The 23198-nt window shown below is 62.8% G+C and carries 24 protein-coding genes; 1 reads left to right on the top strand and 23 read right to left on the bottom strand.

The window, feature by feature from the left end; genetic code table 11:
- Positions 1 to 8: 8 nt before the first annotated feature.
- Positions 9 to 596: a TetR/AcrR family transcriptional regulator gene (locus AC1RDJ_RS07895; RefSeq protein WP_493027170.1), complete on the top strand. Its 588-nt coding sequence runs from the start codon at positions 9 to 11 to the stop codon at positions 594 to 596.
- Positions 597 to 605: 9 nt separating this feature from the next.
- Here the strand turns inward: AC1RDJ_RS07895 and AC1RDJ_RS07900 are convergent, their stop codons facing one another.
- From AC1RDJ_RS07900 to AC1RDJ_RS08010, 23 genes are all read right to left on the bottom strand, one after another.
- Positions 606 to 2084 carry a serine hydrolase domain-containing protein gene (locus tag AC1RDJ_RS07900; protein WP_493027171.1) on the bottom strand — a complete coding sequence of 493 codons (1479 nt, stop codon included), beginning with the start codon at positions 2082 to 2084 and terminating at the stop codon, positions 606 to 608.
- A gap of 173 nt (positions 2085 to 2257) precedes the next feature.
- Complete coding sequence (locus tag AC1RDJ_RS07905) at positions 2258 to 3037, bottom strand: enoyl-CoA hydratase (protein ID WP_493027172.1); 780 nt, start codon at positions 3035 to 3037, stop codon at positions 2258 to 2260.
- A 73-nt stretch (positions 3038 to 3110) separates the two neighbouring features.
- The gene (locus tag AC1RDJ_RS07910) at positions 3111 to 4307 is read right to left on the bottom strand and encodes an acetyl-CoA C-acyltransferase (protein ID WP_046682137.1); all 1197 of its coding nucleotides are present in this window, start codon (positions 4305 to 4307) and stop codon (positions 3111 to 3113) included.
- Between the two features lie 60 nt (positions 4308 to 4367).
- Positions 4368 to 4865: a PaaI family thioesterase gene (locus tag AC1RDJ_RS07915; protein WP_232250987.1), complete on the bottom strand. Its 498-nt coding sequence runs from the start codon at positions 4863 to 4865 to the stop codon at positions 4368 to 4370.
- Positions 4866 to 4876: 11 nt separating this feature from the next.
- A complete protein-coding gene (locus AC1RDJ_RS07920; RefSeq protein WP_071325582.1) occupies positions 4877 to 7276 on the bottom strand; it encodes a 3-hydroxyacyl-CoA dehydrogenase/enoyl-CoA hydratase family protein in 2400 nt (799 codons plus the stop codon).
- A 14-nt stretch (positions 7277 to 7290) separates the two neighbouring features.
- On the bottom strand, positions 7291 to 9081 hold the full coding sequence (locus AC1RDJ_RS07925) for an acyl-CoA dehydrogenase C-terminal domain-containing protein (protein ID WP_071325583.1): 1791 nt from the start codon (positions 9079 to 9081) through the stop codon (positions 7291 to 7293).
- 66 nt (positions 9082 to 9147) lie between these two features.
- Positions 9148 to 9774: a TetR/AcrR family transcriptional regulator gene (locus tag AC1RDJ_RS07930; RefSeq protein WP_071325584.1), complete on the bottom strand. Its 627-nt coding sequence runs from the start codon at positions 9772 to 9774 to the stop codon at positions 9148 to 9150.
- A 280-nt stretch (positions 9775 to 10054) separates the two neighbouring features.
- Positions 10055 to 10444, bottom strand: coding sequence for an RNA-binding S4 domain-containing protein (locus AC1RDJ_RS07935; RefSeq protein WP_493027173.1), 390 nt, complete (start codon positions 10442 to 10444; stop codon positions 10055 to 10057).
- Positions 10441 to 11604 (bottom strand): cardiolipin synthase ClsB, encoded by a 1164-nt coding sequence (gene clsB, locus AC1RDJ_RS07940; RefSeq protein ID WP_071325586.1) that lies wholly within the window; start codon positions 11602 to 11604, stop codon positions 10441 to 10443. The genes AC1RDJ_RS07935 and clsB overlap by 4 nt, the downstream gene beginning before the upstream one ends.
- Before the next feature lie 9 nt (positions 11605 to 11613).
- Positions 11614 to 12435 carry an endonuclease/exonuclease/phosphatase family protein gene (locus AC1RDJ_RS07945; RefSeq protein WP_071325587.1) on the bottom strand — a complete coding sequence of 274 codons (822 nt, stop codon included), beginning with the start codon at positions 12433 to 12435 and terminating at the stop codon, positions 11614 to 11616.
- Positions 12436 to 12526: 91 nt separating this feature from the next.
- The gene (locus AC1RDJ_RS07950; RefSeq protein ID WP_071325588.1) at positions 12527 to 12820 is read right to left on the bottom strand and encodes a hypothetical protein; all 294 of its coding nucleotides are present in this window, start codon (positions 12818 to 12820) and stop codon (positions 12527 to 12529) included.
- Positions 12821 to 12839: 19 nt separating this feature from the next.
- Positions 12840 to 13307: a dihydroneopterin triphosphate diphosphatase gene (gene nudB, locus AC1RDJ_RS07955; RefSeq protein ID WP_071326739.1), complete on the bottom strand. Its 468-nt coding sequence runs from the start codon at positions 13305 to 13307 to the stop codon at positions 12840 to 12842.
- 84 nt (positions 13308 to 13391) lie between these two features.
- Positions 13392 to 15194: an aspartate--tRNA ligase gene (gene aspS / locus AC1RDJ_RS07960; RefSeq protein ID WP_198043815.1), complete on the bottom strand. Its 1803-nt coding sequence runs from the start codon at positions 15192 to 15194 to the stop codon at positions 13392 to 13394.
- Positions 15195 to 15257: 63 nt separating this feature from the next.
- Positions 15258 to 15881: a DUF502 domain-containing protein gene (locus tag AC1RDJ_RS07965; protein WP_071325590.1), complete on the bottom strand. Its 624-nt coding sequence runs from the start codon at positions 15879 to 15881 to the stop codon at positions 15258 to 15260.
- Between the two features lie 40 nt (positions 15882 to 15921).
- Positions 15922 to 16233 (bottom strand): FmdB family zinc ribbon protein, encoded by a 312-nt coding sequence (locus tag AC1RDJ_RS07970; RefSeq protein ID WP_493027174.1) that lies wholly within the window; start codon positions 16231 to 16233, stop codon positions 15922 to 15924.
- Positions 16234 to 16324: 91 nt separating this feature from the next.
- The gene (locus AC1RDJ_RS07975) at positions 16325 to 16927 is read right to left on the bottom strand and encodes a methyltransferase (RefSeq protein ID WP_071325592.1); all 603 of its coding nucleotides are present in this window, start codon (positions 16925 to 16927) and stop codon (positions 16325 to 16327) included.
- A gap of 19 nt (positions 16928 to 16946) precedes the next feature.
- Positions 16947 to 18518 (bottom strand): ubiquinone biosynthesis regulatory protein kinase UbiB, encoded by a 1572-nt coding sequence (gene ubiB / locus AC1RDJ_RS07980; protein WP_071325593.1) that lies wholly within the window; start codon positions 18516 to 18518, stop codon positions 16947 to 16949.
- Positions 18515 to 19153 (bottom strand): ubiquinone biosynthesis accessory factor UbiJ, encoded by a 639-nt coding sequence (locus AC1RDJ_RS07985; protein ID WP_493027404.1) that lies wholly within the window; start codon positions 19151 to 19153, stop codon positions 18515 to 18517. The genes ubiB and AC1RDJ_RS07985 overlap by 4 nt, the downstream gene beginning before the upstream one ends.
- 152 nt (positions 19154 to 19305) lie before the next feature.
- Complete coding sequence (locus tag AC1RDJ_RS07990) at positions 19306 to 20244, bottom strand: Tim44 domain-containing protein (RefSeq protein ID WP_493027175.1); 939 nt, start codon at positions 20242 to 20244, stop codon at positions 19306 to 19308.
- A gap of 45 nt (positions 20245 to 20289) precedes the next feature.
- Positions 20290 to 21024, bottom strand: a complete 735-nt coding sequence (gene ubiE, locus AC1RDJ_RS07995) for a bifunctional demethylmenaquinone methyltransferase/2-methoxy-6-polyprenyl-1,4-benzoquinol methylase UbiE (protein ID WP_034753359.1) — start codon at positions 21022 to 21024, stop codon at positions 20290 to 20292.
- 29 nt (positions 21025 to 21053) lie between these two features.
- Positions 21054 to 22295, bottom strand: coding sequence for an RNA polymerase sigma factor (locus AC1RDJ_RS08000; protein WP_493027176.1), 1242 nt, complete (start codon positions 22293 to 22295; stop codon positions 21054 to 21056).
- A 2-nt stretch (positions 22296 to 22297) separates the two neighbouring features.
- On the bottom strand, positions 22298 to 22642 hold the full coding sequence (locus tag AC1RDJ_RS08005) for a YciI family protein (RefSeq protein ID WP_493027177.1): 345 nt from the start codon (positions 22640 to 22642) through the stop codon (positions 22298 to 22300).
- A gap of 98 nt (positions 22643 to 22740) precedes the next feature.
- Entirely contained in the window at positions 22741 to 23190 is a 450-nt protein-coding gene (locus AC1RDJ_RS08010; protein WP_071325598.1) for a gamma-butyrobetaine hydroxylase family protein, read from the bottom strand.
- Positions 23191 to 23198: the final 8 nt, after the last annotated feature.

Raw genomic sequence — 23198 nt, forward strand, 5'->3', positions numbered from 1 at the left:
TTATGCCCATGAAAACCAAAAAACTTCAAGCCATCGAACCTCCCGTGCGCCGCGCCGGGCGACCGCGCCGCGCCGCGCCCGCGCTGGACAGCGCCGCCATCCTGCAGGCGGCCCTGCCCCTGCTGGAAGAAAAAGGCGAAGCCTTCTCGATGCGCGCGCTGGCGCAGAGCCTGGGCGTCGATGCCATGGCCCTGTATCACTATTACGCGGGAAAACAGGAATTGCTGCTGGCCCTGATGGCGCAGCGCTTCGCCGCGCTCGACCCGCGGCAGCCGCCCTTCACACGGCGCCAGGCGCCGCAGCGGCGCTTGCTGGCGCTGTGCGCGCTGTACCTGGAGCTGGTCGGCGCCACGCCGCATTTCGTGCGCCTGATGGCGCGCGGCCTGGTGGCGCAGAGCGATGTCGCCGAGCGCTTTACGGCGCTGTTCGAGCTGGCCCTCGACGGCCTGGATCTGCCGCAAAAACTCCGCTTGCGCGGCCGCGATGCCGTCGTCGATCTTTTACACGGCTATGCGCTGGCGGGCCGGCCGGCGGGCGAGACGCAGTGGCACGCATCGGTCGCCCTGATCCTGGCGGGGATGCGGGCGCACGGTTGAAGCCTGCCCTCAGGGCGCCTGCAGCACGCGCAGCCGTTCGCTGGCATGGCTGTTGCCGGCGTTAAGCGCCAGCGACTTGCCATAGTTGGCGATCGCACCTTGCCTGTCGCCCGCCTGCTCGAGGATTTCCGCCAGGCTGTCGTAGGCATTCCAGCTGGCCGGATGCAGGCTGGCGTTCAGGCGCAGGATGGCCAGGGCCTGCGGCAGCTGCTGCTGGCTGCTCAATTTGTAGCCCCAGACATTCAACGCCTCCTCGCCCGGCAGTGCTTGCGCATCGCGCGCGCGCAGCTCGGCCCACGCCTGCGGTGCCTGCCCGAAACCGCGTTGCAACAGCAGCTTGCGCAAGGGCAGGACCGACGGCGGCAGGCCGAACCCCGTCGACGGATGCATGGCGGGCACATAGAAGCCGGCGATTTCATCGATGAACAGTTCCGGATTGACGCCCTGCAAATTGGTCAGCACCACCACCGACAGGTCGTCTTCCGGATACACGAAGAAGGCCGAACGCATGCCGCCGATGGGGCCGGCAGCGCGGTGTTCGCCGCGCACCGTCACGGGCCAGCCCAGCGCCGAACCGTTGAGCAGGTCGTTCGGCCCCTGCGTCGTGCCGTTGTTCAGCAGATACGGGCTCCACATGGCTTGCAGGCTGGCCTTGTCCTTCAGCAGTTTGCCGCCCTGCAAGGCCAGCAGCCACTGCGCGATATCGCCGGAGGTCGACAGGATGCCGGCTGCCGGGCGGAAATAGGCGGGGAAGGTGACGTAGGCGATCGCCAGCCGCGTGCCCGTCAGCCACTTGCCGCCCTCGTTGCGCGAATAGGTATAGGCACCGGCGGAGTGCGGGACCACATCGCTGGAGTCGCCGAAACGCGTGTGCGTCAGGCCCGCCGGCTTGAACTGGTGGTTTTCCACGAAGCGCACGAAGGACTCGCCGCTGAGCTTTTCGATGATCTTGCCGATGAGAACATAGCCGGTCTGGTTGTAGCTGTAGCGCTCGCCCGGCGCGAACTCGAACGGCAGGGCCTTGACCTTGCTCCAGGACAGCGCTTCATCCTCGCCGCCCAGCAGCTTCTCCTGCTCGTCGATGATGTTGGGCAAGCCGGACGTATGCGTCATCAGCTGGCGTATGGTCAGCGCGCGCCAGGATGGCGGCAGGTCGTCCAGGTACAGCGAGATGGGGTCGGTAAGCTTGAGCTTGCCCGCCTCGACCAGCTGCATGACGGCCACGCCCGTAAACGCCTTGGTGCAGGAATTGATCGAGAAAACGCTTTCGTCGGTGGCCGCCACGCCGTTTTCCACGTTGGCCGTTCCCAGGGCGGCCAGTTCGACGACCTTGCCACCCTGGATGACGGCCACTTGCAGCGCAGGAATCTGCTGCTGCGCCATCTGTTGCCGCAGGAAGGCCATGACCTCGGCCGACGTCCCTGGCGCAGCGTGCGCCCAGACGGGCAAAGCCAGGCACAGGCCGCTGATCAGCGCTACCAGTTTCATGTTGTATCCGTTCACGTGGGGGGCGCCGGCCACGCAAGGGGGAGCGTGGAGCGCCTCGGCAGCCACCTTAGCGGATTATGCAACTTTGCGAAACAGAAATATCCGTATCAATCTGGCCCCCAGGCAAAAACAGGCGCCCCGCGGGACGCCTGTTGCACCAGGCAGGACAAGGCTCAGGCGAATTGCTTGAAATCCGGCTTGCGCTTCTGGAAGAAAGCCGTAAACGCTTCCTTCGCTTCCGCGCCGCCCAGCATGGCGCTGAACAGCTTGTTTTCTTCCGCGATGGCGGCCTTCATCGGTTCCATGCGGCTTTGCTTCATCAGGCGCTTGGTGGCGCGGATCGAGGCCGCCGGCAGGGCCACCAGCTTGGCGGCCTGGCCTTGCGCGAACGTCATCAGCTCGTACAGGGGAACGACTTTCGACACGAGGCCCATTTCCAGCGCTTCCTGTGCGGGGAAGGACTCGCCCAGCATCAGTTTTTCCGCCGCGCGCGGATAGCCGGCCAGTTGCGTGAGCAGCAGGCTGGAGCCGAATTCCGGGCACAGGCCCAGCTGCGTGAACGGCATCGAGAAGCTGGCATTGTCGGCCGCGTAGACCAGGTCGCAGTGCATCAACAGCGTCGTGCCGATGCCGATGGCAGGGCCGGAGACGGCCGCCACCACGGGCTTGCTGCTGCCGTACAGGGCGCGCATGAACTGGAACACGGGACGGTCAAGGTCGAGCGAGCCGTCGGCGGGGCGCGCCGTCTTCATGAAGTCATCGAGGTCGTTGCCGGCCGTGAAAATCTCGCGCTTGCCGCAGATCAGTATGGCGCGTACGGCATCGTCGGTTTCCGCCGCCACCAGCGCGTCGGCCAGGGTCTGGTACATGGCGCCCGTGATCGCATTCTTGCGCTCCAGGCGGTTGAATTCCAGTGTGAGGATGCCCTCGCTCTTGCTGCACAAAATATCCATGTCGTCTCCAAAAAGATAAAGGGCGCCGGGGTAATCCCGCAGCGCCCTGTTTTATTGCTTTACCCGGCCAGGCTTATACGCGTTCAAAAATTCCGGCCGCGCCCATGCCGGCGCCCACGCACATCGTCACCATGCCGTACTTCTGCTTGGTGCGCTGCAGTGCATGGATCACGGTGGCCGCGCGGATGGCGCCCGTCGCGCCCAGCGGATGGCCCAGGGCGATCGCGCCGCCCATCGGGTTCACTTTCGCCGGGTCCAGGCCCAGGTCGCCGATGACGGCCAGCGCCTGTGCGGCAAACGCTTCGTTCAGCTCGATCCAGTCCAGCTGGTCCTGCGTGATGCCGGCGGCGGCACACGCTGCCGGAATGGCGAACTTCGGACCGATGCCCATGATTTCCGGCGGTACGCCGCGCACGGCGAACGACGAGAATTTCGCCAGCGGGGTCAGGTTATGCTCGCGCAGGATTTTTTCGCTGACGATCAACAGCGCGCCGGCGCCGTCGGACATCTGCGAGCTGTTGGCGGCAGTGACGCTGCCCTTGGCGGCGAAGACGGGCTTCAGCTTGGCCAGCGACTCCATCGACGAATCGGCGCGCGCGCCTTCGTCGGTGTCGACCGTGCGGCGCGTTACATCGACCTGGCCGGTGGCCAGGTTCGGCGTGCGCGTGATGATTTCCACAGGCGTCGTTTCAGCCTTGAAGAAACCGGCTTGCTGCGCGGCGATGGCGCGGCGGTGCGATTCGACGGAGAACGCGTCCTGCTGTTCGCGCGACACTTTCCATTGCTGCGCCACTTTCTCGGCCGTCAGGCCCATGCCGTAGGCCATGCCGATGTTCTCGTCGCTAAACATGTCCAGGTTCATCGATGGGTGATGGCCCATCATCGGCACCATCGACATCGATTCGATGCCGCCGGCGATCATGACGTCGGCTTCGCCCACGCGGATGCGGTCGGCCGCCATGGCGATGGCCGTGATGCCCGACGCACAGTAACGGTTGACGGTGACGCCGCCCACGGTCTTCGGCAAGCCGGCCAGCAGCACCGAGTTACGCGCGATATTGAAGCCCTGCTCCGCTTCCGGGAACGAGCAGCCGATGATGGCGTCGGTGATCAGCGCCGGATCGAGGCCAGGCGCTTGCGCCAGTGCCGATTGCAGCACGCGCACCAGCAGGTCGTCCGGGCGGGTGTTCTTGAACATGCCGCGCGGCGCCTTGCCGATCGGGGTGCGGGTTGCAGAGACGATGTAGGCGTCTTGAAGTTGTTTGCTCATTTTATTCTTTCAAAGATGTTGAACGAGGTTCGTGTTCTGTCGAATATCCGGGGTACTGGCTTATCGCTTCTGCGACAAATACCAGTCCACCGTCACCTGTGCCGCCAGCGTGCCTTCGGAGTCGAAGATATCGACTTCCACGGGAAACGCCACCTTGCCATCCTGCGCCAGCTGCGCCTTCAAGGCAGCCAGGTCGCCCGGTACCCGGCCTTCGGCGCGCGTCGCGCCCCGGGCCACCTTCTGGTACCGAATGCGCGACTCCTTGGCCACCGGGCGCAAGCCCAGTATCAGTTCGGCGAAGCCGCCCGCCATGGCCGCGCCGGAAGCCGTCTCGGCCAGGGTAAACAAGGCGCCCGCATGCTGCGTGCCCAGGTGGTTATGCAGTTTGGGATCGTCCGGCATCGACACCCTGGAGGTGCCGGCGCCGATGTCGTCGATGCTGATCCCCAGCAGCCGCACGAAGGGCAAGGTGTCCATCATCTGTTGTTTGATACGGTCATACACCATGCTTGGCCTCACGCGCAGCAATACTTTAAATACGAGGGACAGGATCGACATCGACGCTGTGCTTAGTTGCGTACCGGCTTACCGGTCTGCATCATGCCCATGATCCGTTCCTGGGTTTTCGGATGGTTCAACAGCTCCAGGAATGCCTTGCGTTCCATATCCAGCAGCCACTGTTCGCTGACGAAACTGCCCTGGTCCACATCGCCGCCGGATACGATCTCGGCGATCATCTCGCCCAGCTTGAAATCGTGCGCCGAGATGAAGCCGCCGTCGCGCATGTTGACCAGCTGCGCCTTGATTGTGCCCCAACCGTAGCGGCCCGTGACCTGGATCAGCGAAGGCAGTTGCGGACGGAAGCCGGCGTCGAACATGGCGCGCGCTTCGACCTTGGCCACGTGCAGCAGCTCGTAGGCGTTGAACACGATCACGTCGTCTTCCTTCAGGTAGCCCATCTTCTTCGCTTCCAGCGCCGATTTCGACACGTTGGCGGTGGCCGCGTTGGTGAAGCCCGTTTTCAGGAATTGCAGGATGTCGTTGCCCTTGGCTTCCTTGTAGGCGCGCTGCGCCGCTTCCTTCAGGCCGCCGCCGGCAGGAATCAGGCCCACGCCCACTTCCACCAGGCCGATGTACGACTCGATCGAGGCCACGCGCTTCGATGCGTGCAGCGCCAGCTCGCAACCGCCGCCCAGTGCCAGGCCAGCGACCGCGGCGATCACCGGCACGTTCGCGTATTTCAGCGACATGAAGGTGTTCTGCAGTTCGGCGATGATCGGATCGACGGCTTTCACGCCGCCTTGCATGAACGCCGGCAGGGCCGATTGCAGGTCGGCACCGGCCGAGAAGGCGCCGCCTTCGGCTGCGTCGGCGTGCCAGATCACCAGGCCCTTGAAGTTTTTCTCGGCTTCGGCCAGGGCCAGTTTCAGGCCATTGATCACGCCTTCGCCGATCACGTGCATCTTGGTCTTGAACGAGATGATCAGCACATCGTCGCCCGTATGCCAGACGCGCACGGATTCGTCTTCGAAGACGGTGGTGCCGGCGGTCTTGCCGTCGATGGCGCCGCTGCCCAGGACTGGCGCGCGGAATGGCTGGCGGTCATACACGGACAGGGTCGAACGCGGCACGAAGCTGTTCGACACGGCGGAGTACGAGCCTTCCGGCGTGTGCACGCCGCCTTTTTCAGCGACCGGACCTTCGAAGACCCAGGCTGGCAGCGGTGCGTTGCACAGCGCGTGGCCGGCGTCGATGTCTTCCTTGACCCAGTTGGCCACTTGCAGCCAGTTCGATGCCTGCCACGTTTCAAACGGGCCGACGTTCCAGCCGAAGCCCCAGCGCATGGCGAAGTCGATGTCACGCGCATTGTCGGCCACGGTGTCCAGGTGGATGGCGATGTAGTGGAAAGCGTCGCGGAAGATCGCCCACAGGAACTGGCCTTGCGGGTTCGTCGATTCGCGCAGCGCCTTCATCTTCTTGACCGGATCCTTTTCCTTCAGGATGCGGGCGATGATGTCGGCAGCCTTGGCGCCGCCGGCCACGTATTCACCGGTGGCGAAGTCCAGGCGTTGAATTTCCTTGCCGACCTTCTTGTAGAAGCCCGCGCCGCTCTTCTGGCCCAGCGCGCCTTTTTCCACCAGCGATGCCAGCACGGCCGGCGTCTTGTAGACGGCGGCGAACGGGTCGTTCGGCAGGTAGTCCTGCATGGTCTTGATCACATGGCCCATGGTGTCCAGGCCGACCACGTCCGCCGTGCGGAAGGTGCCCGACTTGGCGCGGCCCAGCTTGGAGCCGGTCAGGTCATCGACGACGTCCACGGACAGGCCGAATTTTTCCGCTTCATGCACGATGGCCAGGATGCCGAACACGCCAACGCGGTTGGCGATGAAGTTCGGCGTGTCCTTGGCGCGTACCACGCCCTTGCCCAGGGTGGTGGTCAGGAAGCCTTCCAGCTGGTCGGAAATTTCAGGCTTGGTGAACGCGGTCGGGATGATCTCGACCAGGTGCATATAGCGCGGCGGGTTGAAGAAGTGCACGCCGCAGTAGCGCGATTTCAGGTCGGCGTCGAAACCGTCGGCCAGCTTGGTGATCGACAGGCCCGAGGTGTTCGAGGCGAAGATCGCGTTCGGGCCGATGTGCGGAGCCACCTTCTGGTACAGGTCGTGTTTCCAGTCCATGCGCTCGGCGATGGCTTCGATGATCAGGTCGCAACCGGCCAGCAGGTCCAGGTTGTCTTCGTAGTTGGCGACCTGGATCAGCGCGGCGTCATCCTTGTTGCCCAGCGGCGCAGGCGACAGTTTTTTCAGGTTTTCGATGGCGCGCAGCACGATGCCATTCTTCGGACCTTCTTTGGCAGGCAAGTCGAACAGCACGACCGGCACTTTCGCGTTGATGCAATGGGCGGCGATCTGCGCGCCCATCACGCCGGCGCCGAGGACGGCTACTTTTTTAACGATGAAATTGGTCATATTTTCCTCAAGTCTTAGAACAGGTCTGCGTCGAGTGCCATCAGGTTGGCCGAACCGGAGCGCGCCTGACGGATCAGGGTTGCCGTTTCAGGCTGCAAGCGGGCGAAGTAGAAACGTGCGGTAGCCAGTTTGGCGGTGTAGAACTTGTCGCCGCTGGATTCTTTTTCGAGGGCGATCTTGGCCATCTGCGCGAACAGGTAGCTGTAGATCATATGGCCGACGACACGCAGGTAAGGCACGCATGCCGCACCCACTTCGTCCGGATTCTGGAATGCCTTCATGCCGATTTCCATGGTCAGCTTGGTGACTTTGTCGCCCAGGTCGCCCAATGGCGTCACGAATTCGCTCATCGCTTCATCGGTGCCGTTGTCTTCGACGAAGGCCTTGATCTTTTCGCCGAACTTGCGCAGCTTGGCGCCGTTGTCGCCGAGGATCTTGCGACCCAGCAGGTCCAGCGACTGGATCGTGTTCGTGCCTTCGTAGATCATGTTGATGCGCGCGTCGCGCACATACTGTTCCATGCCCCATTCCGAGATGTAGCCGTGGCCGCCGAACACTTGCATCGCGTCCGAGGTGGCGATCCAGGCGTTGTCGGTGATGAAGGCCTTGATGACGGGCGTCAGCAGCGCCACTTCGTCGGCAGCTTCCTTGCGCACGTCGGCGTCAGGGTGGTGCAGTTCGCGGTCGATCTGCAGCGCCACGTAGGAAGTGAAGGCGCGCGCGCCTTCCGCGTAAGCCTTGCCGGTCAGCAGCATGCGGCGCACGTCAGGGTGCACGATGATGCGGTCGGCCGGCAGTTCCGGGTTCTTGATGCCGGACAGCGAACGCATTTGCGTGCGGTCCTTGGCGTAGATCAGCGCGTTCTGGTAGGCGATTTCCGTCAGGCCCAGCGACTGCATGCCCACGCCCAAACGGGCCGCGTTCATGAAGACGAACATGGCGTTCAGGCCCTTGTTCGGCTGGCCGATGATCCAGCCCTTGGCGCCGTCCAGGTTCATCTGGCAGGTCGAGTTGCCGTGGATGCCCATCTTTTCTTCGATGGCGCCGCAGGTGATCGGGTTGCGCTCGCCGACGGAACCGTCGGCATTCGGCAGGAATTTCGGCACCAGGAACAGCGAGATGCCTTTCGAGCCTTCCGGCGCGTCCGGCACGCGGGCCAGCACCAGGTGCAGGATGTTTTCCGACATGTCGTGCTCGCCGGCGGAGATGAAGATCTTGTTGCCGGTGATGGTCCAGGAACCGTCCGCCTCGGGCAGCGCTTTCGAGCGCAGCAGGCCCAGGTCGGTGCCGCAGTGCGGTTCGGTCAGGCACATGGTGCCCGTCCATTCGCCCGACACCAGCTTCGGCAGATAGACTTCCTTCTGGTGCTCGGTGCCGTGTTCCTTCAGGCACTCGTAGGCGCCGTGCGACAGGCCAGGGTACATGGACCAGGCCTGGTTCGACGAGTTGAGCATTTCATAGAACGAGTTGTTCAATACCACTGGCAAGCCCTGGCCGCCGTATTCCGGATCGCAAGCCAATGCCGCCCAGCCGCCTTCGACATACTGCTTGTAAGCTTCTTTGAAACCTTTCGGCGTCGTCACGTTTTTCGTGACGGGGTCGTGGTGGCAGCCTTCGCGGTCGCCGGAGTGGTTCAGCGGGAACAGGACTTCGGAAGTGAATTTGCCGCCCTCTTCCAGCACCTGGTTGATGATGTCGGCGTCGACTTCCGCGTAGTGCGGCATTTGCTTCAATTCTTCTTCCACTTGCAGGAATTCATGCAGGACGAATTGCATATCCCGGATTGGCGCGACGTATTGACCCATAATTTTCTCCTGAAGGCGTTTAGCTAAAGTGTGTACTGGTGAATTGCGTGTTCGTTGCTGCGAAAACTACTGATTCCTGACGGCTTGTTCCTGACTGGCTGCAGCGGGATTCTGGTACGACGCCAGCAGGCGGACAAAGCCCGCCTGCGCCCGTTCGATGCTGCCCGGCACGCGCAGGAAGCGCGCATCGTGATGCAGGGCCAGGATCAGGCCATACATCTCGTACACGAGCTGCTGGGCGTCCGTGTCCGCTTTCAGGTCGCCCGTGGCGATCGATTGCTCGACACAGCGCAGCAGCGCGCCCTGCCAGGCCCGCACCATGGCCACCAGGGCTTCGCGGATCGGGCCCGGCCGGTCGTCATACTCGACGGCGCCGCTGATATAGATGCAGCCGGAAGCGATTTCCACGCTGACCCGCTTGACCCAGCGCGCAAACATCGATTGCAGGCGCTGGATGCCGCGTGGTTCTTTCATGCTGGGGAAAAAGACTTCTTGCTCGAAACGGTAGTGGTAGAGCTTCAGCACTTCCATCTGCAAGTCTTCGCGCGAGCCAAAGTGGGCAAACACGCCCGACTTGCTCATGTTCATTTTGTCCGCAAGCAGCCCAATGGTCAGGCCTTCCAGGCCGTCGCGGCTGGACAGGTCCAGCGCCACGTCGAGGATGGCTGCACGGGTCAGTTCGCCCTTGCGCATGAATTTGACTGAAGTATTCAAGAGGTCCGTTCTCAAAGTGATGTTGCCGATTTGGCGGACTGAAGCGCGGGTAAAAAAAAGCACGCCCCGAAAAAATCCGAACGCTCGTACTATTATCCACTACCACGTAAAAGTCAAACGGGAACTTTAGAGCCGGTGTTCTATTGGTGCAGCGCAGCATTCTCTGGCCGCGTTGTTGATAGTGCTTTCAGGGCGGCAAAGGCGGGTTTTGCCGGGGCTCGCTCCCGGTTTTTCCCGCCCGCGCCGCTGGCGGCGTGCCTCAGTCGAGGCCGCCTGCCTTGCTCAGTTGACGGCGGTCGCGCTTGGTCGGCCGCCCTTTGATGGTGCTGCCCGGTTCGCGGAACAGCTTGCGTTCTTCCGCCAGCAGTTCGCGGCGGGCGATGCTGGCCGGCGTTTCCCCATACAGCAAGCGCGCCACGGGCGCCGCGCCGCGCTTGTCGGACAGGCCCAGCACGGCCACTTCCCACGTTTCCGCGCCATTGTCGATGGCCAGCTCATCGCCCAGGCGCACGCTGCGCGCCGGTTTCACGCGCTCGCCGTCCACTTTCACCTTGCCCGTATCGACGGCCTCGCTGGCCAGCGAGCGCGTCTTGAAGAAGCGCGCCGCCCACAGCCATTTGTCCAGCCTTACCGTTGTCATTTCACTCATGCGTACTTGCCCACTGAAAAAATGCGCATCACCAGCCGGTACACGAGGAACGCGGCTTCGTAGCCGATGCGCCGGAAGCGGCCGATGTGCTTGAAATCATCCTGGTGGATGACGATGCCGTCGGCCACGCCCTGCTCGATATGCTGGCGCAGGCTTTGCGCAAACGCCACGTCCTTGATGACCACGTTCGCTTCCTGGTTCAGGAACAGGCTCAGCGCGTCAATATTGCTCGAGCCCACCGTTGCCCAGTCATCGTCGACGACGGCCACCTTGGCGTGCAGCTGCGTCTTGCGGTATTCGACGATTTTCACGCCGGCGGCCAGCAGCTTCGGATAGAACGAGTGCGCCACGGCATCCTGCATGCGGAATTCGCCCACGCCGATCAGCAGGACCACGTCGACGCCGCGCTGGGCCGCCTGCGCCAGCGCGCGGCGCAGCTTGTGCCCGGGGGCGAAATACGGGTTGGCCAGCATCACGCTTTTACGCGCCTGGCCCAGCGCCTGCAGGTAGGCGCGCTGGATGGTGCGGCGGTTGCGCAGGTTGTCGCGCACGACAAAGCCGGCCACGACGGGATTCTTCGCCAGCTCCTTGCTGACGACGCGCATCTTGCGGTACAGCTTGATGCGCCGCACCAGGTTCATCTTGCCCAGCCGCGCCCACTGCGCCTGTACTTCTTCGTGGATGGCGTCCACCAGCGGGCCCTTCACCTGCACGGCGAAGTCCCAGCGCGGCGCTTCCAGGCTGATGTTGTGGTCGTAGTCGCAAAACATGTCATCGTTGATATTGATGCCGCCCACCAGGGCGATCTCGCCATCGGCCACGCAGATCTTGCGGTGCGTGCGCGTGATGCCGCGCCGGAACCACGGATTGAAGATGCGGTGGTGCACGCCGGCCGCTTCCAGCTGCGCATGCATGGCATTGACCCTGCGGTTGCCGGTGCCGAACCAGTCCGTGATCATGCACACCAGCACGCCGCGGGCGGCCGCGCGTTTGAGCGCATCGAGCACCAGGGTGCCGGTGGCGTCGTCGGCAAAGATATACGTCTCGAAATAGACTTCGGAACGCGCGCCGTCGATGGCCGCGACCAGGGCGGGAAAGTAATCGGTGCCGCAATACAGCAGCTGGATGTCGTTGTGGGCGATGAAATTGACTGTGCGCATGCCGGCAGTCTACGCGAGTTTCAAAGCAGCAACTATCGGCGCGTGGTCCGACAATTTTGCCCACAGGGTGCCATGCATCACTTGCGCCCCTTCCACCTGGAAACCGCGGACGTAGATGCGGTCCAGGCGGAACCACGGCAAGGCGGCGGGAAAGGTGCGCGCCGGCACGGGAATCGGCGTTTTCGTCTGGCGCCGCGCCAGGGTGCGCACGAGGTCGCCCAGGGCCGAGTTCGATGCACGCTGGTCGAACACTTCCACCACGCCCAGCGCATTGCGCAGCTTGTCGCTGAGCGTATTGCGCCAGTCGTTGAAGTCGCCGGCAATGATGACGGGCTCGCCATTGGGCGCCGACTCCATGACGGCGTCGATCAGCGCCTGCGTCTGCCGGCCCCGTCCCGATTCAAACAGGCCCAGGTGGACCACGTAGCAATGCACATCGGCGTGCGGCGTGTTGAGCACGCAATGCAGGATGCCGCGTTGCTCGTAAGCATGATCTGAGACGTCGTGGTTGGTTTGCGAGGCGATGGGGAACTTGCTGAGCAAGGCATTGCCGTGGTGGCCATGGTCATACACGGCGTTCATGCCGTAGGCCGTGTGGTGCTCGGGGCCGGCAAAGAATTCATGCTGCGATGCTTCCGGCCAATGCTTGTGGCCATTGTTCTCGGCGCCGAAGCGGGCCGCGTTGCGGTCATGCTTGCCCTGCACTTCTTGCAAAAAAACAACATCTGCATGGAACAGCGCAATCGCCTGCTTCAATGCATGGACCCTGGGCAAGCCCCGCACGGAGGAAACGCCCTTGTGTATATTATAAGTTGCTACGCGAATTTTCATGCATCGATTCTACTCCCAGACAGGCCCCGCGCGGCGCCAGCGTAGGTGCGCGTGCGCACCCAAACGGGCAGAATCATCGTGCCGGACGCAATCAGGCCAGCATGCGGCCCACGCCTGCCGTCACGCTCACCAGCAAGGCCGTGATGCCGGCGGCCCAGACCACCTTGACCAGCAAGGGCGCGCCGCGCCAGGCCACCGTGCGCTTGCCCTTGGCGAACGCGCCCGGGTGCAGCAGCCAGCCGATCGCCATCAGCGGCATGCCGATCGGCGGCGTGCGGCCGGGCACGGTGGAGGTGAAGAGCGCCAGGATAAAGCACAGACACAGGATGATGCCCACGGTGCCCAGCAGTTTTTGCTGTGCGGTCAAATGAATCCAGTTCAACATGAAATACTTTCTAGAAAGGTCAGGTAAGGCGTCGTGCCAGGCCCGTCATGGCCGGCAATTGCAGGATCGCTTCCGCGTTGGAGGACGAAAAACAGCGGTCGGCCGCCGCCAGGTACGGCAGCCACGCATATTGCAAGTGTTCGCGCGGGCTCAGGGTGATGGCGATGTCGCGTGGCACTTGCACGCTGAACACGTGCTCCGTGTTGCGCGTCACGCCGGGCGCATAGCGGTGGCGCCAGATCGGGTAGATCTCGTACACATTCGACAGGTTCCAGTCGCGCAGCACGATGCCTTCGCCATCGGCAACGATGCCGGTTTCCTCGCACAGTTCGCGCGCGGCCGTCTGCAGCAGCGGCTCGTCGACGGCGTCGAGCGAACCGGTCACCGACTGCCAGAAGCCGGGCTGGCCCGCGCGCTCGATCAGCAAGACGTCCAGATCGGCCGTATGAATGACGACCAGCACGGAAACGGGAATTTTATGGGTCATATCAACAATGAAAAAGGCGCCTTGAAAGCGCCTCTTTTTGCATAGCTTATCAAACAGCGACCGCCGCAGCGGCCGCATGCCTCATTACACTACCTTGGGCTCGGCGCTGCGCAAACGGATGTGCAGTTCGCGCAGTTGCTTCTCGTCTACTTCCGACGGCGCATGGGTCAGCAAATCTTGCGCGCGCTGGGTTTTCGGGAAAGCGATCACGTCGCGGATCGATTCGGAACCGGTCATCATGGTCACGATACGATCCAGGCCGAATGCCAGGCCGCCATGCGGCGGCGCGCCGTATTGCAGGGCGTCGAGCAGGAAGCCGAACTTCAGCTGCGCTTCTTCGGCATCGATCTTCAATGCACGGAAGACCTTGCTCTGGACTTCTTCGCGGTGGATACGGATCGAACCGCCACCCAGTTCCCAGCCGTTCAAGACCATGTCGTAGGCCTTGGCGATGCAGGCGCCCGGATTGGTTTCCAGCATGTCTTCATGGCCATCTTTCGGCGCCGTGAATGGATGGTGGGTTGCCGTCCAGCGGTCCGCTTCTTCGTCGTGTTCGAACATCGGGAAGTCGACCACCCACAATGGCTTCCACACGTCGTCGAACAGGCCGGCTTTCTTGCCGAATTCGCTATGGCCGATTTTCACGCGCAGCGCGCCGATGGCGTCGTTGACGACTTTCGCCTTGTCGGCGCCGAAGAAGATCAAGTCGCCGTCTTGTGCATTCGTCAGTTCAATGATCTGTGCCAATGCCGCATCGTGCAGGTTCTTCACGATCGGCGATTGCAGGCCGTCGCGGCCCTTGGCTTTTTCATTGACCTTGATGTAGGCCAGGCCCTTGGCGCCATAAATGGCAACGAATTGCGTGTATGCATCGATTTCCGAGCGTGGCATGGCGCCGCCGCCTGGAATCAGCAAGCCCACCACGCGGCCCTTCGGCATGTTGGCAGCGCCCGAGAAGACCTTGAAGTCCACGTCTTTCATGACGTCGGTCAAGTCCGTGAAGGCCAGCTTGACGCGCATGTCCGGCTTGTCGGAACCATACAGGCCCATCGCTTCGGCGAAGTCCATCACCGGGAACGGGTTCGGCAGGTCGATATCGAGGGTGTTCTTGAAGACGACGCGTATCATGTCTTCGAACAGGTCGCGGATTTCCTGTTCCGTCAGGAACGAGGTTTCGCAGTCGATCTGCGTGAATTCCGGCTGGCGGTCAGCGCGCAAGTCTTCATCGCGGAAGCACTTGGTGATCTGGTAGTAACGGTCGAAGTTGGCGACCATCAACAGTTGCTTGAATAACTGTGGCGATTGTGGCAAGGCGAAGAAGCTGCCGGCGTTCACGCGCGACGGCACCAGGTAATCGCGCGCGCCTTCTGGCGTCGACTTGGTCAGCATCGGCGTTTCGATGTCGATGAAGCCCAGCGCGTCGAGGTACTTGCGCACTTCCATCGTGACCTTGTAGCGCAGGCGCAGGTTGTTCTGCATTTGCGGGCGGCGCAGGTCCAGCACGCGGTGCGTCAGGCGCGTCGTTTCCGACAGGTTGTCGTCGTCGAGCTGGAATGGCACGGGCACGGAAGGGTTCAGCACTTCCAGTTCCGAGCAAACCACTTCGATCTTGCCCGATTTCAGGTTGTTGTTGATGGTGCCGTCGATACGGTTCGTCACCACGCCCGTCACGCGCAGGCAGAATTCGTTGCGCACGGCTTCGGCGACCTTGAACATCTCCGCTTGTTCCGGGTTGCAAACGATTTGCACCAGGCCTTCACGGTCGCGCAAATCGATGAAAATCAGGCTGCCGTGGTCGCGGCGGCGATGTACCCAGCCGCACAGGCTGACGGTTTGTCCCAGCATGGCTTCAGTAACGAGGCCGCAATATTCAGTACGCATAGACATAAAATTCTCAGTTCAGGTTAGTGAGTGTTCAATCCGGCCACGTCCCCCGTGGGACGCCTGCCTTTATTCTTTGGCTACCGGGGCCGTTACAGCGACAACTTCCGCAGGCGCCACCACGCCCATCGAGACGATGTACTTGAGCGCCGCATCGACGCTCATGTCCAGCTCGACCACATCGCTGCGCTTCATCATCAGGAAGAAGCCCGATGTCGGGTTCGGCGTCGTCGGCACATACACGCTGACGTAATCGCCCACCAGGTGGTTCGCCGCATCGCCGCCCGGCACGCCGGTCAGGAAGGCGATGGTCCAGGAATTCTGGTGCGGATATGGCACCAGCACTGCCTTGCGGAAAGCATTGCCCGACGAGGAAAACAAGGTATCCGATACTTGCTTGACGCTCGAATACAGGGAATTAACGATGGGTATGCGCTGCAGCAACTTTTCCCACAGTTTCACCACGTAATTGCCGACCAGGTTATTCGTCAACAAGCCTGTCAGGAAGACGATGACTATCGTCAGTATCGTGCCCAGGCCGGGAATGTCAAAGCCAAACAGCGAGGTCGGGCGGAAACGCGCCGGTACCAGCAGCAGGGACTGGTCCAGGGTGCCGATCACCAAATTGAGTACCCAGACGGTAATGGCCAGCGGTACTAAGATCAGCAATCCGGTAATGAAGTATTTACGCATCGGTTTCTCGGTAATGGAATGGTTCGGCGCAACGCGCTTGTCAGTCCGCTTTTGGCGCCGCCGCGGCAGGCGCGGGCGCCGGGGCAACGGCGGCAGGCGCGCTCTCGGCAGCAGGAGCCGGCTTGGCGTTATCGGCCGGGCCCGTCGGAATGGCCGTCGTCGGTGCCGTGCCGCCGCGGAAATCGGTCGCGTACCAGCCAGTGCCCTTCAATTGGAAACCGGCGGCCGTCAATTGCTTCTTGAAACTGGGCTTGCCGCACGACAGGCACACCGTCAGTACTGGATCGGAGATCTTTTGCAAGACATCCTTGGCAAAACCACACTCGTCACAACGGTAAGCGTAAATCGGCATCTCTACTCCGAGAAAATCATCAAAAACCCTGAATTATAAAGCTTTTCCGCCAGTCTCTACGGAAATCGCCCGGTCGCTTGCCCTGCCAGGCTCAGTCCGCCCGGCGGCGCCAGCTCATCCAGCGCTCCTTGCCGGCGAAGACAGCGATGGAATCGCCGACGGCTTCATCGGCCAGGCAGTCGAAATGTGGCGCCAGCAAGGCGTTTAATTGCTCACGTGACATACCAAATGGCGGCCCCTTGGCATTATCGTCAAAGAAAAAGTAGCCGGCCAACATCGCGCCCGGCGCCAGCAACTGCGCCCAGCGGGCCGCCACCTGCGGCCACATGGCGCGTGGCATGGCGCACAGGAACGCCCGTTCATAAATCAGGTCCAGCGGCGCGTCTGGCTGCCAGGCAAAGAAATCGGCTTCCACCACCCGCCCCGCCCGTTCGCCAAGCTGGACGCGCGCGGCGGCCACGGCCGCTGGCGAAAAGTCGATGGCCGTGGCGTCCCAGCCCGCGTCGAGCATGAAGGCCAGTTCGTAGGCGGAACCGCAGCCGGGTATCAGACAGCGCAACGGCGCCGGACTGCCCAGCACGAAGCTGCGCAGGCGCGCGGGTACGCCGCCCTGGTCCCAGGGCGTGAATTGTTTCTCAAAACGCTCGTCCCAGAAGGCGGGCGACAGCGGGTCGCGGGTATGGAAGTCAGCCATCACTTACGTCCTGATCCTGTTAAAACGGCAGTTGATGCCAGCGCATATACACTTGCAAGCCCAGCGCGCCGAGCGCGAAGGCGCCGACGAAATACACGATAAAGCTCAGCAGGCGGTTCGTCTGGCGTTGTTCTGCCAACAAGGTTTTCATCAGTTCCACGTCGTTTTCGCGCGGCTCGCCATGCACCGTCAAGGCCTGGTGCAGCAAACGCGGCAGTTGCGGGAAGATGTGCGCATAGCGGGGCGCCTCGGCGCGCAGGCGCTCCATGAAGCCTTGCGGCCCCACCTGATTGCTCATCCATTTTTCCAGGTAGGGCTTGGCCGTCTGCCACAGGTCCAGTTCCGGGTCCAGCTGGCGTCCCAGGCCTTCGATATTGAGCAGGGTCTTTTGCAGCAGCACCAGCTGCGGCTGCACTTCCACATTGAAGCGGCGCGAGGTCTGGAACAGACGCAGCAGAACTTGCCCAAAGGAAATATCCTTCAGCGGGCGGTCGAAGATCGGCTCGCAGCAGGCGCGCACGGCCGCTTCCAGCTCGTCGACGCGCGTGTCTTTCGGCGCCCAGCCCGATTCGATATGCGCCTCGGCCACGCGCTTGTAGTCGCGGCGGAAGAAAGCGAGGAAGTTTTGCGACAGGTAATCCTTGTCGTAATCGTTCAAGGTGCCGACGATGCCGAAATCCAGCGCGATATAGCGGCCGAACGAGTCGGGCGCGATGGAGACGAGAATATTACCCGGATGCATGTCCGCATGGAAAAAGCCGTCGCGGAACACTTGCGTGAAGAAAATTTCCACGCCATCGCTGGACAGTTTGCGCAAGTCCACGCCGGCCGCCACCAGGCGGTCGATCTGCGACACGGGGATGCCGTACATGCGCTCCATCACGATGACGCTGCTGGAACAATAGTCCCAGTGCATTTCCGGCACCAGCAGCAAGTCCGAATTGGCGAAGTTGCGGCGCAGCTGGCTGGCGTTGGCCGCCTCGCGCATCAGGTCCAGCTCGTCATGCAGGTATTTGTCGAATTCGCCCACCACTTCGCGCGGCTTCAAACGCTTGCTGTCGGCCCACAGGCGGCTGATCCAGCCGGCTGCGATATGCATCAGCGCCACGTCTTCGTCGATCAGCTTTTTCATGCCTGGACGCAAGACCTTCACGGCCACTTCACGGCCATCCTTCAAGGTGGCGAAGTGCACCTGGGCAATCGAGGCGGACGCCACCGGTTCGCGCTCGAAGCGGGCAAACAGCTGGTCCGGATGGGCGCCCAGGGACTTGGTGATCTGCGCGATGGCCAGGTCGGAATCGAAGGGCGGCACGCGATCCTGCAAACGCGCCAGTTCCTCGGCGATGTCGGGCGGCATCAGGTCGCGCCGCGTCGACAGCACCTGGCCGAATTTCACGAAGATGGGCCCCAGTTCTTCCAGCGCCAGGCGCAGGCGCAGGCCGCGTGGCGACGACAGGTCGCGCCAGAAAATCAGGGTGTCGATCAGCTTGGCAGTGCGCGGAACTTGCAGACCAGAAATTGCTATCTCATCTAGACCGTACTTGATGGAAACACGGATGATCTTAAACAGGCGCAGGAATTTCAATATCATGTAGACACATCCGGTGAAGAGGACTGCGGCTGGAGGGCGGCGGCCGCCTTTTCCAGCCGGGCGAGGCGCTTGGCCAGGCGTTCGACGTCATCGCGCACGCGCGTCACGCCAGCCGAGTATTCCAGCAAGGTAGCGGGACGGATCAGCATGGGCTGTTCGTCCAGAAAGTATTCCGCCACGTTTTCCGCCAGCTTTTGCTGGCCCGTGCGCACGAAGGCAAGGGCATCCCTGGCGCCGGAGACCACGCGCGTGGCCAGGATGGGGCCGAACAGCTTTTCCAGGTCGTGCTCCGCTTCCCAGCGCAAGCCCTTGCTCAATTGCGAAATCGCATTGGCAAACTCGGCGTCGCCTTCGATTTTCACGTACGAAAACGCCCGTTCGCGGTTTTGCAGAATCAGCGGCACGTCGGACAGTTTGACGCGGATGGTGACATTGGCAGACACGTCCGCCGGCGCCGCTTCCAGCATGCCGGCGCTGTCGACGCGCATGCGCAGGGCCACGGCGCCCGTATCGATGCAGGCCAGCTTGCCGGCGTGCACCGCCAGTTGCTGGCGCGCCCACGGCTCCTGCGCCAGCAGGTGATTGATGCTCGCGATAACGGGAGTCATCAAGGTAAGGTCGGGAATCGGTGCCATCATATGCTTGCGCGCCGCGCGCGCCCTTAAAAAGAAAAAACCGCCCGTACAACAACGCGGGCGGCTTCGATCTTACCAGTTCAGCAGAAAATATCCCTCAAGCACCATGAATTAGCCATGGGCTTAAGCTGCTATTCAGGAAATAATTATCATTAACCCAATTGTTGAATGCCTGCCAAGACCCAGCCGCTATTGCCGCTGACGGGTTTCGACATATTCCACACTTCCGCGAACGGCTCCGCCGCGGCATCGGGCGCCGAACGGATCAGGCCCGTGAACTTCACGCTGGCCAGGTAATCGGTGACGCTCGTCTCGATGCCAAGCAATTCGGCGTCGATGCTGACGACGTCCGTGAAATCGGCTTGCGCACCGCGCTCCTGGATCTGCATGCGCAGCTCAGCGTACACTTCCGGCGACGTGAATTCGCGGATGTCGTTGACGTCCGCCTTGTCCCAGGCCGCTTGCAGGCGAATGAAATTGCTCTTCGCGTGACGCAGGAAGGCATCCTTGTCGAAATCGGCAGGCACGCCCCATGGCGCGGCCACGGGCGCGACCTTGTCCAGGCCGACGCCGGACGAGACCGGTTGCAGCGGCGGCAGCGGTGGAATGCGCGAGCCGATATCGGGCGTGTTACCCGCTGGCGCAGGCTGGTTGCCGCCAAAACCGGCGAACGGCGCATGGCCACCCGCATTGTTTTCGCGCTTGCCGCGCACCATGCGGTAGATGAAGAACGCCGCACCTGCCAACAGGGCCACCATCAGCAAGGTGCTGATCATGCTGGCCAGGGCGCCGCCCAGGCCGAAGTGCGACAGCAAGGCGCCCAGGCCCAGGCCCAGCAGTGCACCGCCCAGCAAGCCTTTCCAGCGGCTGGGTGCCTTGGCGGAAGGCGCCGGCGCGGGGGCCGGTTGCGCCTGGCGTGGCGCGGCGGCCGGTGCGGGGGCTGGTGCCGGCGCGGGAGCCTGGCGGCCCACGTTCTGCGACTGGCGGCCAAACGAACGGCCACCGCCCATCGGACGGGCCAGCGCCTCGCCCAGCATGGATACCGTGGTCGCGGCCAGCATCATGCCAACCATAAATTTCTTCAATTTCATTCCATCTCCTAAATTCACCGGCAACACGCGAGTGACCTCGTTGTCTTACATCTTGATGCCGGTATGCAAAGCGGCTATGCCCGCCGTCAAATTGTAGTACTGCACGCGCTCCAGGCCCGCCGTTTCCATCATGGTCTTCAGCGTTTCCTGGTCCGGATGCATGCGGATCGATTCAGCCAGGTAACGATAGCTTTCCGCGTCACCGGCGATTTTCTGTCCGAACCACGGCAAGACCGAGAACGAATACAGGTCATACGGCTTTTGCAGCGGTGCCGCCACCTTGGAAAACTCCAGCACCAGCAGCTTGCCGCCCGGTTTCAGCACGCGGCGCATTTCCGCCAGCGCCACATCCTTGTGCGTCATGTTGCGCAGGCCAAAGGCCACGCTGACACGGTCAAAATAGTTGTCGGGGAATGGCAGTTTTTCCGCGTCACACAACAAGGTGGGGGTGAGCAAGCCGCGATTCAAGAGGCGGTCGCGGCCCACACGCAGCATCGATTCATTGATATCGGTCAACCAGACTTCGCCCGTGGGGCCCGCCTGCTTGGCGAACGCTTTCGACAGGTCGCCCGTGCCGCCGGCGATGTCGAGCACCTTGAAACCAGGGCGCACGCCCGCGTTGGCAATCGTAAACGTCTTCCACAGACGGTGCAGCCCGCCCGACATCAAGTCGTTCATCACGTCGTATTTGGCAGCGACGGAATGGAACACCTTGGCGACTTCGCGCACTTTGTCGTCTTCTGCAACTGTTTTGTATCCGAAATGGGTCGTATTGGTCATGGTAGGCAGTCTGTTTGAACTTGCGTGCATTATACAAGCGGCAGGCGCATTTCCCCGTGACGCCGGAGAAGGTATTGCCTTTCGACCGCATTCGAGGCCAGCATTGCCGCCCGGGCATACGCCGCCAGCGCCCCCGCGCGGTCGCCCTGGCGGCGCAGCAGGTCGGCCCTGGCCGCGTGCAGGTAGTGCGACTGGGCCAGGCTGGGCACGGCTTCCAGGCGCGCCAGCCATGCCAGCCCATGTTCGGCGCCATGCGCCATGGCGCAGGCGATGACGGCATTAAGCAAGACCAACGGTTCCGGCTTGTGCCGCAGCAAGGCGCCGTACAGGGCACTGATCTGGCGCCAGTCCGTCTGCCCGGCCGTGGCGGCCTTGGCATGCAGGGCGGCAATGGCCGCGTGCAACTGGTACGCCCCCGGCGCCCGGGCCGGCAAGGCTTGCTCCAGCAGCGCAAGCCCTTCGGCGATCAAGTCAGCGTGCCACAGGCGGCGATCCTGCTCTTCCAGGGTCAGCAGATAGCCTGCGGGCGACAGCCGCGCCGCGCCGCGCGACGCCTGCAGCAGCATCAGGGCCAGCAAGCCCTGCACTTCCGGCTCGCCGGGCAGCAAGGTATCGAGCAGCCGTCCCAGCCGCAGCGCTTCCGCGCACAGGTCCGGGCGCAGCAAGGCGTCGCCGCCGCTGGCGCAATAGCCTTCGCTGAACACCAGGTAAATCACGTGCATGACTTGCGCCAGCCGCGGCGGCCAGTCCGGCGCCGGCGGCAACTCGAACGGGATGGCCGCCTCGGCGATCTTGCGCTTGGCGCGCAGCAGGCGCTGCGACAGGGCCGCTTCGGCCAGGCCAAAGGCGCGCGCGATCTCGCCCGTGGACAGGCCGCACAGGGTGCGCAGGGCCAGCGCCACCTGCGCCTCGGGCGCCAGCGCCGGATGGCAGCAGATGAACAGCAGGCGCAAACGGTCATCCTCGATGGCTTGCGCTTCCTCCGCCTGGGCTGCCGACAGGCTGGACAGCACGGCGTCGGCATCGATGACGCCCTTGCCCGCGCGGCGCACGTGATCGAGGGCCGCGTGGCGCGCCACCGACGTCAGCCAGGCCGCCGGATTATCGGGCACGCCCGCCTGCGGCCACAGTTCCAGCGCCTTGCGGCACGCTTCCTGCAACACATCTTCCGCCAGGCCCAGGTCGCCGAAGCGCCGCATCAGGCCGGCCAGCACCTTGCCCCGCTCCTGGCGAAAGACGTGTTCGACGGCCGAGGTGGCGTCGCCGCCCATGCTCACGCCGTGACGGGCCGCACTTCGATGGTACCCAGGGATGCTACCGGGCAACGCCCGGCCCAGACCAGCGCCTCGTCCAGATTGGCACAGGCCAGCAGGTAGTAGCCGCCCAGCTGCTCCTTGGTTTCCGCGAACGGCCCGTCCGTGACGACAGGTTTGCCATTGCGCACCCGCACGCTGGTGGCGCTGCCCACGGGCGCCAGCTCGCCGCCGCCGCGCAGCACGCCGGCCGCCTCCAGTGCCTGCGTGTAACTTGCGAACTCGGCCATCAGGCTGGCCATCTGCCCTTCCTCCATCGCTTCATAACGCGCCTCGTCGGCGTAGATCAGGATCATGTATTCCATAGTCTCTTCTCCAAAAGAAAAATGCCCGCAAGCGCGGGCATCCATACGACGAACGGGGCGGCGGCAATCCGACAAGATTACCGCATTATTTTTTTAGCTTAATGTTTATGCCCGCAGCTCGGTCCGTGGACATGGCCGGAAGATTGCTTGACCGTCATGTCCGCCTTGGCGTCGCGGCCGCTGTCGCCGGGGTAGCCGGCCGCCGTCAGGCGGTCCAGGTAATCCTGCCACAGCTTTGGCTGTTCCACGCCCAGCTTGTACAGGTAGGCCCAGGTGTACAGGCCGGAATTGTGGCCATCGCTGAAGGTCGGTTGCACGGCGTAGTTGCCAACCGGCTCCAGGCCGGTGATGCCGACCAGGCGTTTTCCTAACTGCAAGGTTTCCTGGCCCTTGCCATGGCCCTGCACTTCGGCCGACGGCGAATACACGCGCAGGTATTCGAACGGCAGCGCGAATTCGCTGCCATCGTCGAAAGCCACGTCGAGCACGCGCGACTGGTTGTGCACGGTCAAGCCGGTCGGTTGGGGTGTTGCTACTTTTTCAGTCATGACAATAC

The sequence above is a fragment of the Janthinobacterium sp. GW822-FHT07H10 genome (genome assembly GCF_058798675.1).

What these genes read in the sequence shown, in the direction of transcription:
- AC1RDJ_RS07895 (WP_493027170.1), top strand. Translation starts at nt 9, where the DNA reads ATGAAAACCAAAAAACTTCAAGCCATCGAACCTCCCGTGCGCCGCGCC.
- AC1RDJ_RS07900 (WP_493027171.1), bottom strand. Translation starts at nt 2,084, where the DNA reads ATGAAACTGGTAGCGCTGATCAGCGGCCTGTGCCTGGCTTTGCCCGTC.
- AC1RDJ_RS07905 (WP_493027172.1), bottom strand. Translation starts at nt 3,037, where the DNA reads ATGGATATTTTGTGCAGCAAGAGCGAGGGCATCCTCACACTGGAATTC.
- AC1RDJ_RS07910 (WP_046682137.1), bottom strand. Translation starts at nt 4,307, where the DNA reads ATGAGCAAACAACTTCAAGACGCCTACATCGTCTCTGCAACCCGCACC.
- AC1RDJ_RS07915 (WP_232250987.1), bottom strand. Translation starts at nt 4,865, where the DNA reads ATGTCGATCCTGTCCCTCGTATTTAAAGTATTGCTGCGCGTGAGGCCA.
- AC1RDJ_RS07920 (WP_071325582.1), bottom strand. Translation starts at nt 7,276, where the DNA reads ATGACCAATTTCATCGTTAAAAAAGTAGCCGTCCTCGGCGCCGGCGTG.
- AC1RDJ_RS07925 (WP_071325583.1), bottom strand. Translation starts at nt 9,081, where the DNA reads ATGGGTCAATACGTCGCGCCAATCCGGGATATGCAATTCGTCCTGCAT.
- AC1RDJ_RS07930 (WP_071325584.1), bottom strand. Translation starts at nt 9,774, where the DNA reads ATGCGCAAGGGCGAACTGACCCGTGCAGCCATCCTCGACGTGGCGCTG.
- AC1RDJ_RS07935 (WP_493027173.1), bottom strand. Translation starts at nt 10,444, where the DNA reads ATGAGTGAAATGACAACGGTAAGGCTGGACAAATGGCTGTGGGCGGCG.
- clsB (WP_071325586.1), bottom strand. Translation starts at nt 11,604, where the DNA reads ATGCGCACAGTCAATTTCATCGCCCACAACGACATCCAGCTGCTGTAT.
- AC1RDJ_RS07945 (WP_071325587.1), bottom strand. Translation starts at nt 12,435, where the DNA reads ATGAAAATTCGCGTAGCAACTTATAATATACACAAGGGCGTTTCCTCC.
- AC1RDJ_RS07950 (WP_071325588.1), bottom strand. Translation starts at nt 12,820, where the DNA reads ATGTTGAACTGGATTCATTTGACCGCACAGCAAAAACTGCTGGGCACC.
- nudB (WP_071326739.1), bottom strand. Translation starts at nt 13,307, where the DNA reads ATGACCCATAAAATTCCCGTTTCCGTGCTGGTCGTCATTCATACGGCC.
- aspS (WP_198043815.1), bottom strand. Translation starts at nt 15,194, where the DNA reads ATGTCTATGCGTACTGAATATTGCGGCCTCGTTACTGAAGCCATGCTG.
- AC1RDJ_RS07965 (WP_071325590.1), bottom strand. Translation starts at nt 15,881, where the DNA reads ATGCGTAAATACTTCATTACCGGATTGCTGATCTTAGTACCGCTGGCC.
- AC1RDJ_RS07970 (WP_493027174.1), bottom strand. Translation starts at nt 16,233, where the DNA reads ATGCCGATTTACGCTTACCGTTGTGACGAGTGTGGTTTTGCCAAGGAT.
- AC1RDJ_RS07975 (WP_071325592.1), bottom strand. Translation starts at nt 16,927, where the DNA reads ATGGCTGACTTCCATACCCGCGACCCGCTGTCGCCCGCCTTCTGGGAC.
- ubiB (WP_071325593.1), bottom strand. Translation starts at nt 18,518, where the DNA reads ATGATATTGAAATTCCTGCGCCTGTTTAAGATCATCCGTGTTTCCATC.
- AC1RDJ_RS07985 (WP_493027404.1), bottom strand. Translation starts at nt 19,153, where the DNA reads ATGGCACCGATTCCCGACCTTACCTTGATGACTCCCGTTATCGCGAGC.
- AC1RDJ_RS07990 (WP_493027175.1), bottom strand. Translation starts at nt 20,244, where the DNA reads ATGAAATTGAAGAAATTTATGGTTGGCATGATGCTGGCCGCGACCACG.
- ubiE (WP_034753359.1), bottom strand. Translation starts at nt 21,024, where the DNA reads ATGACCAATACGACCCATTTCGGATACAAAACAGTTGCAGAAGACGAC.
- AC1RDJ_RS08000 (WP_493027176.1), bottom strand. Translation starts at nt 22,295, where the DNA reads ATGGGCGGCGACGCCACCTCGGCCGTCGAACACGTCTTTCGCCAGGAG.
- AC1RDJ_RS08005 (WP_493027177.1), bottom strand. Translation starts at nt 22,642, where the DNA reads ATGGAATACATGATCCTGATCTACGCCGACGAGGCGCGTTATGAAGCG.
- AC1RDJ_RS08010 (WP_071325598.1), bottom strand. Translation starts at nt 23,190, where the DNA reads ATGACTGAAAAAGTAGCAACACCCCAACCGACCGGCTTGACCGTGCAC.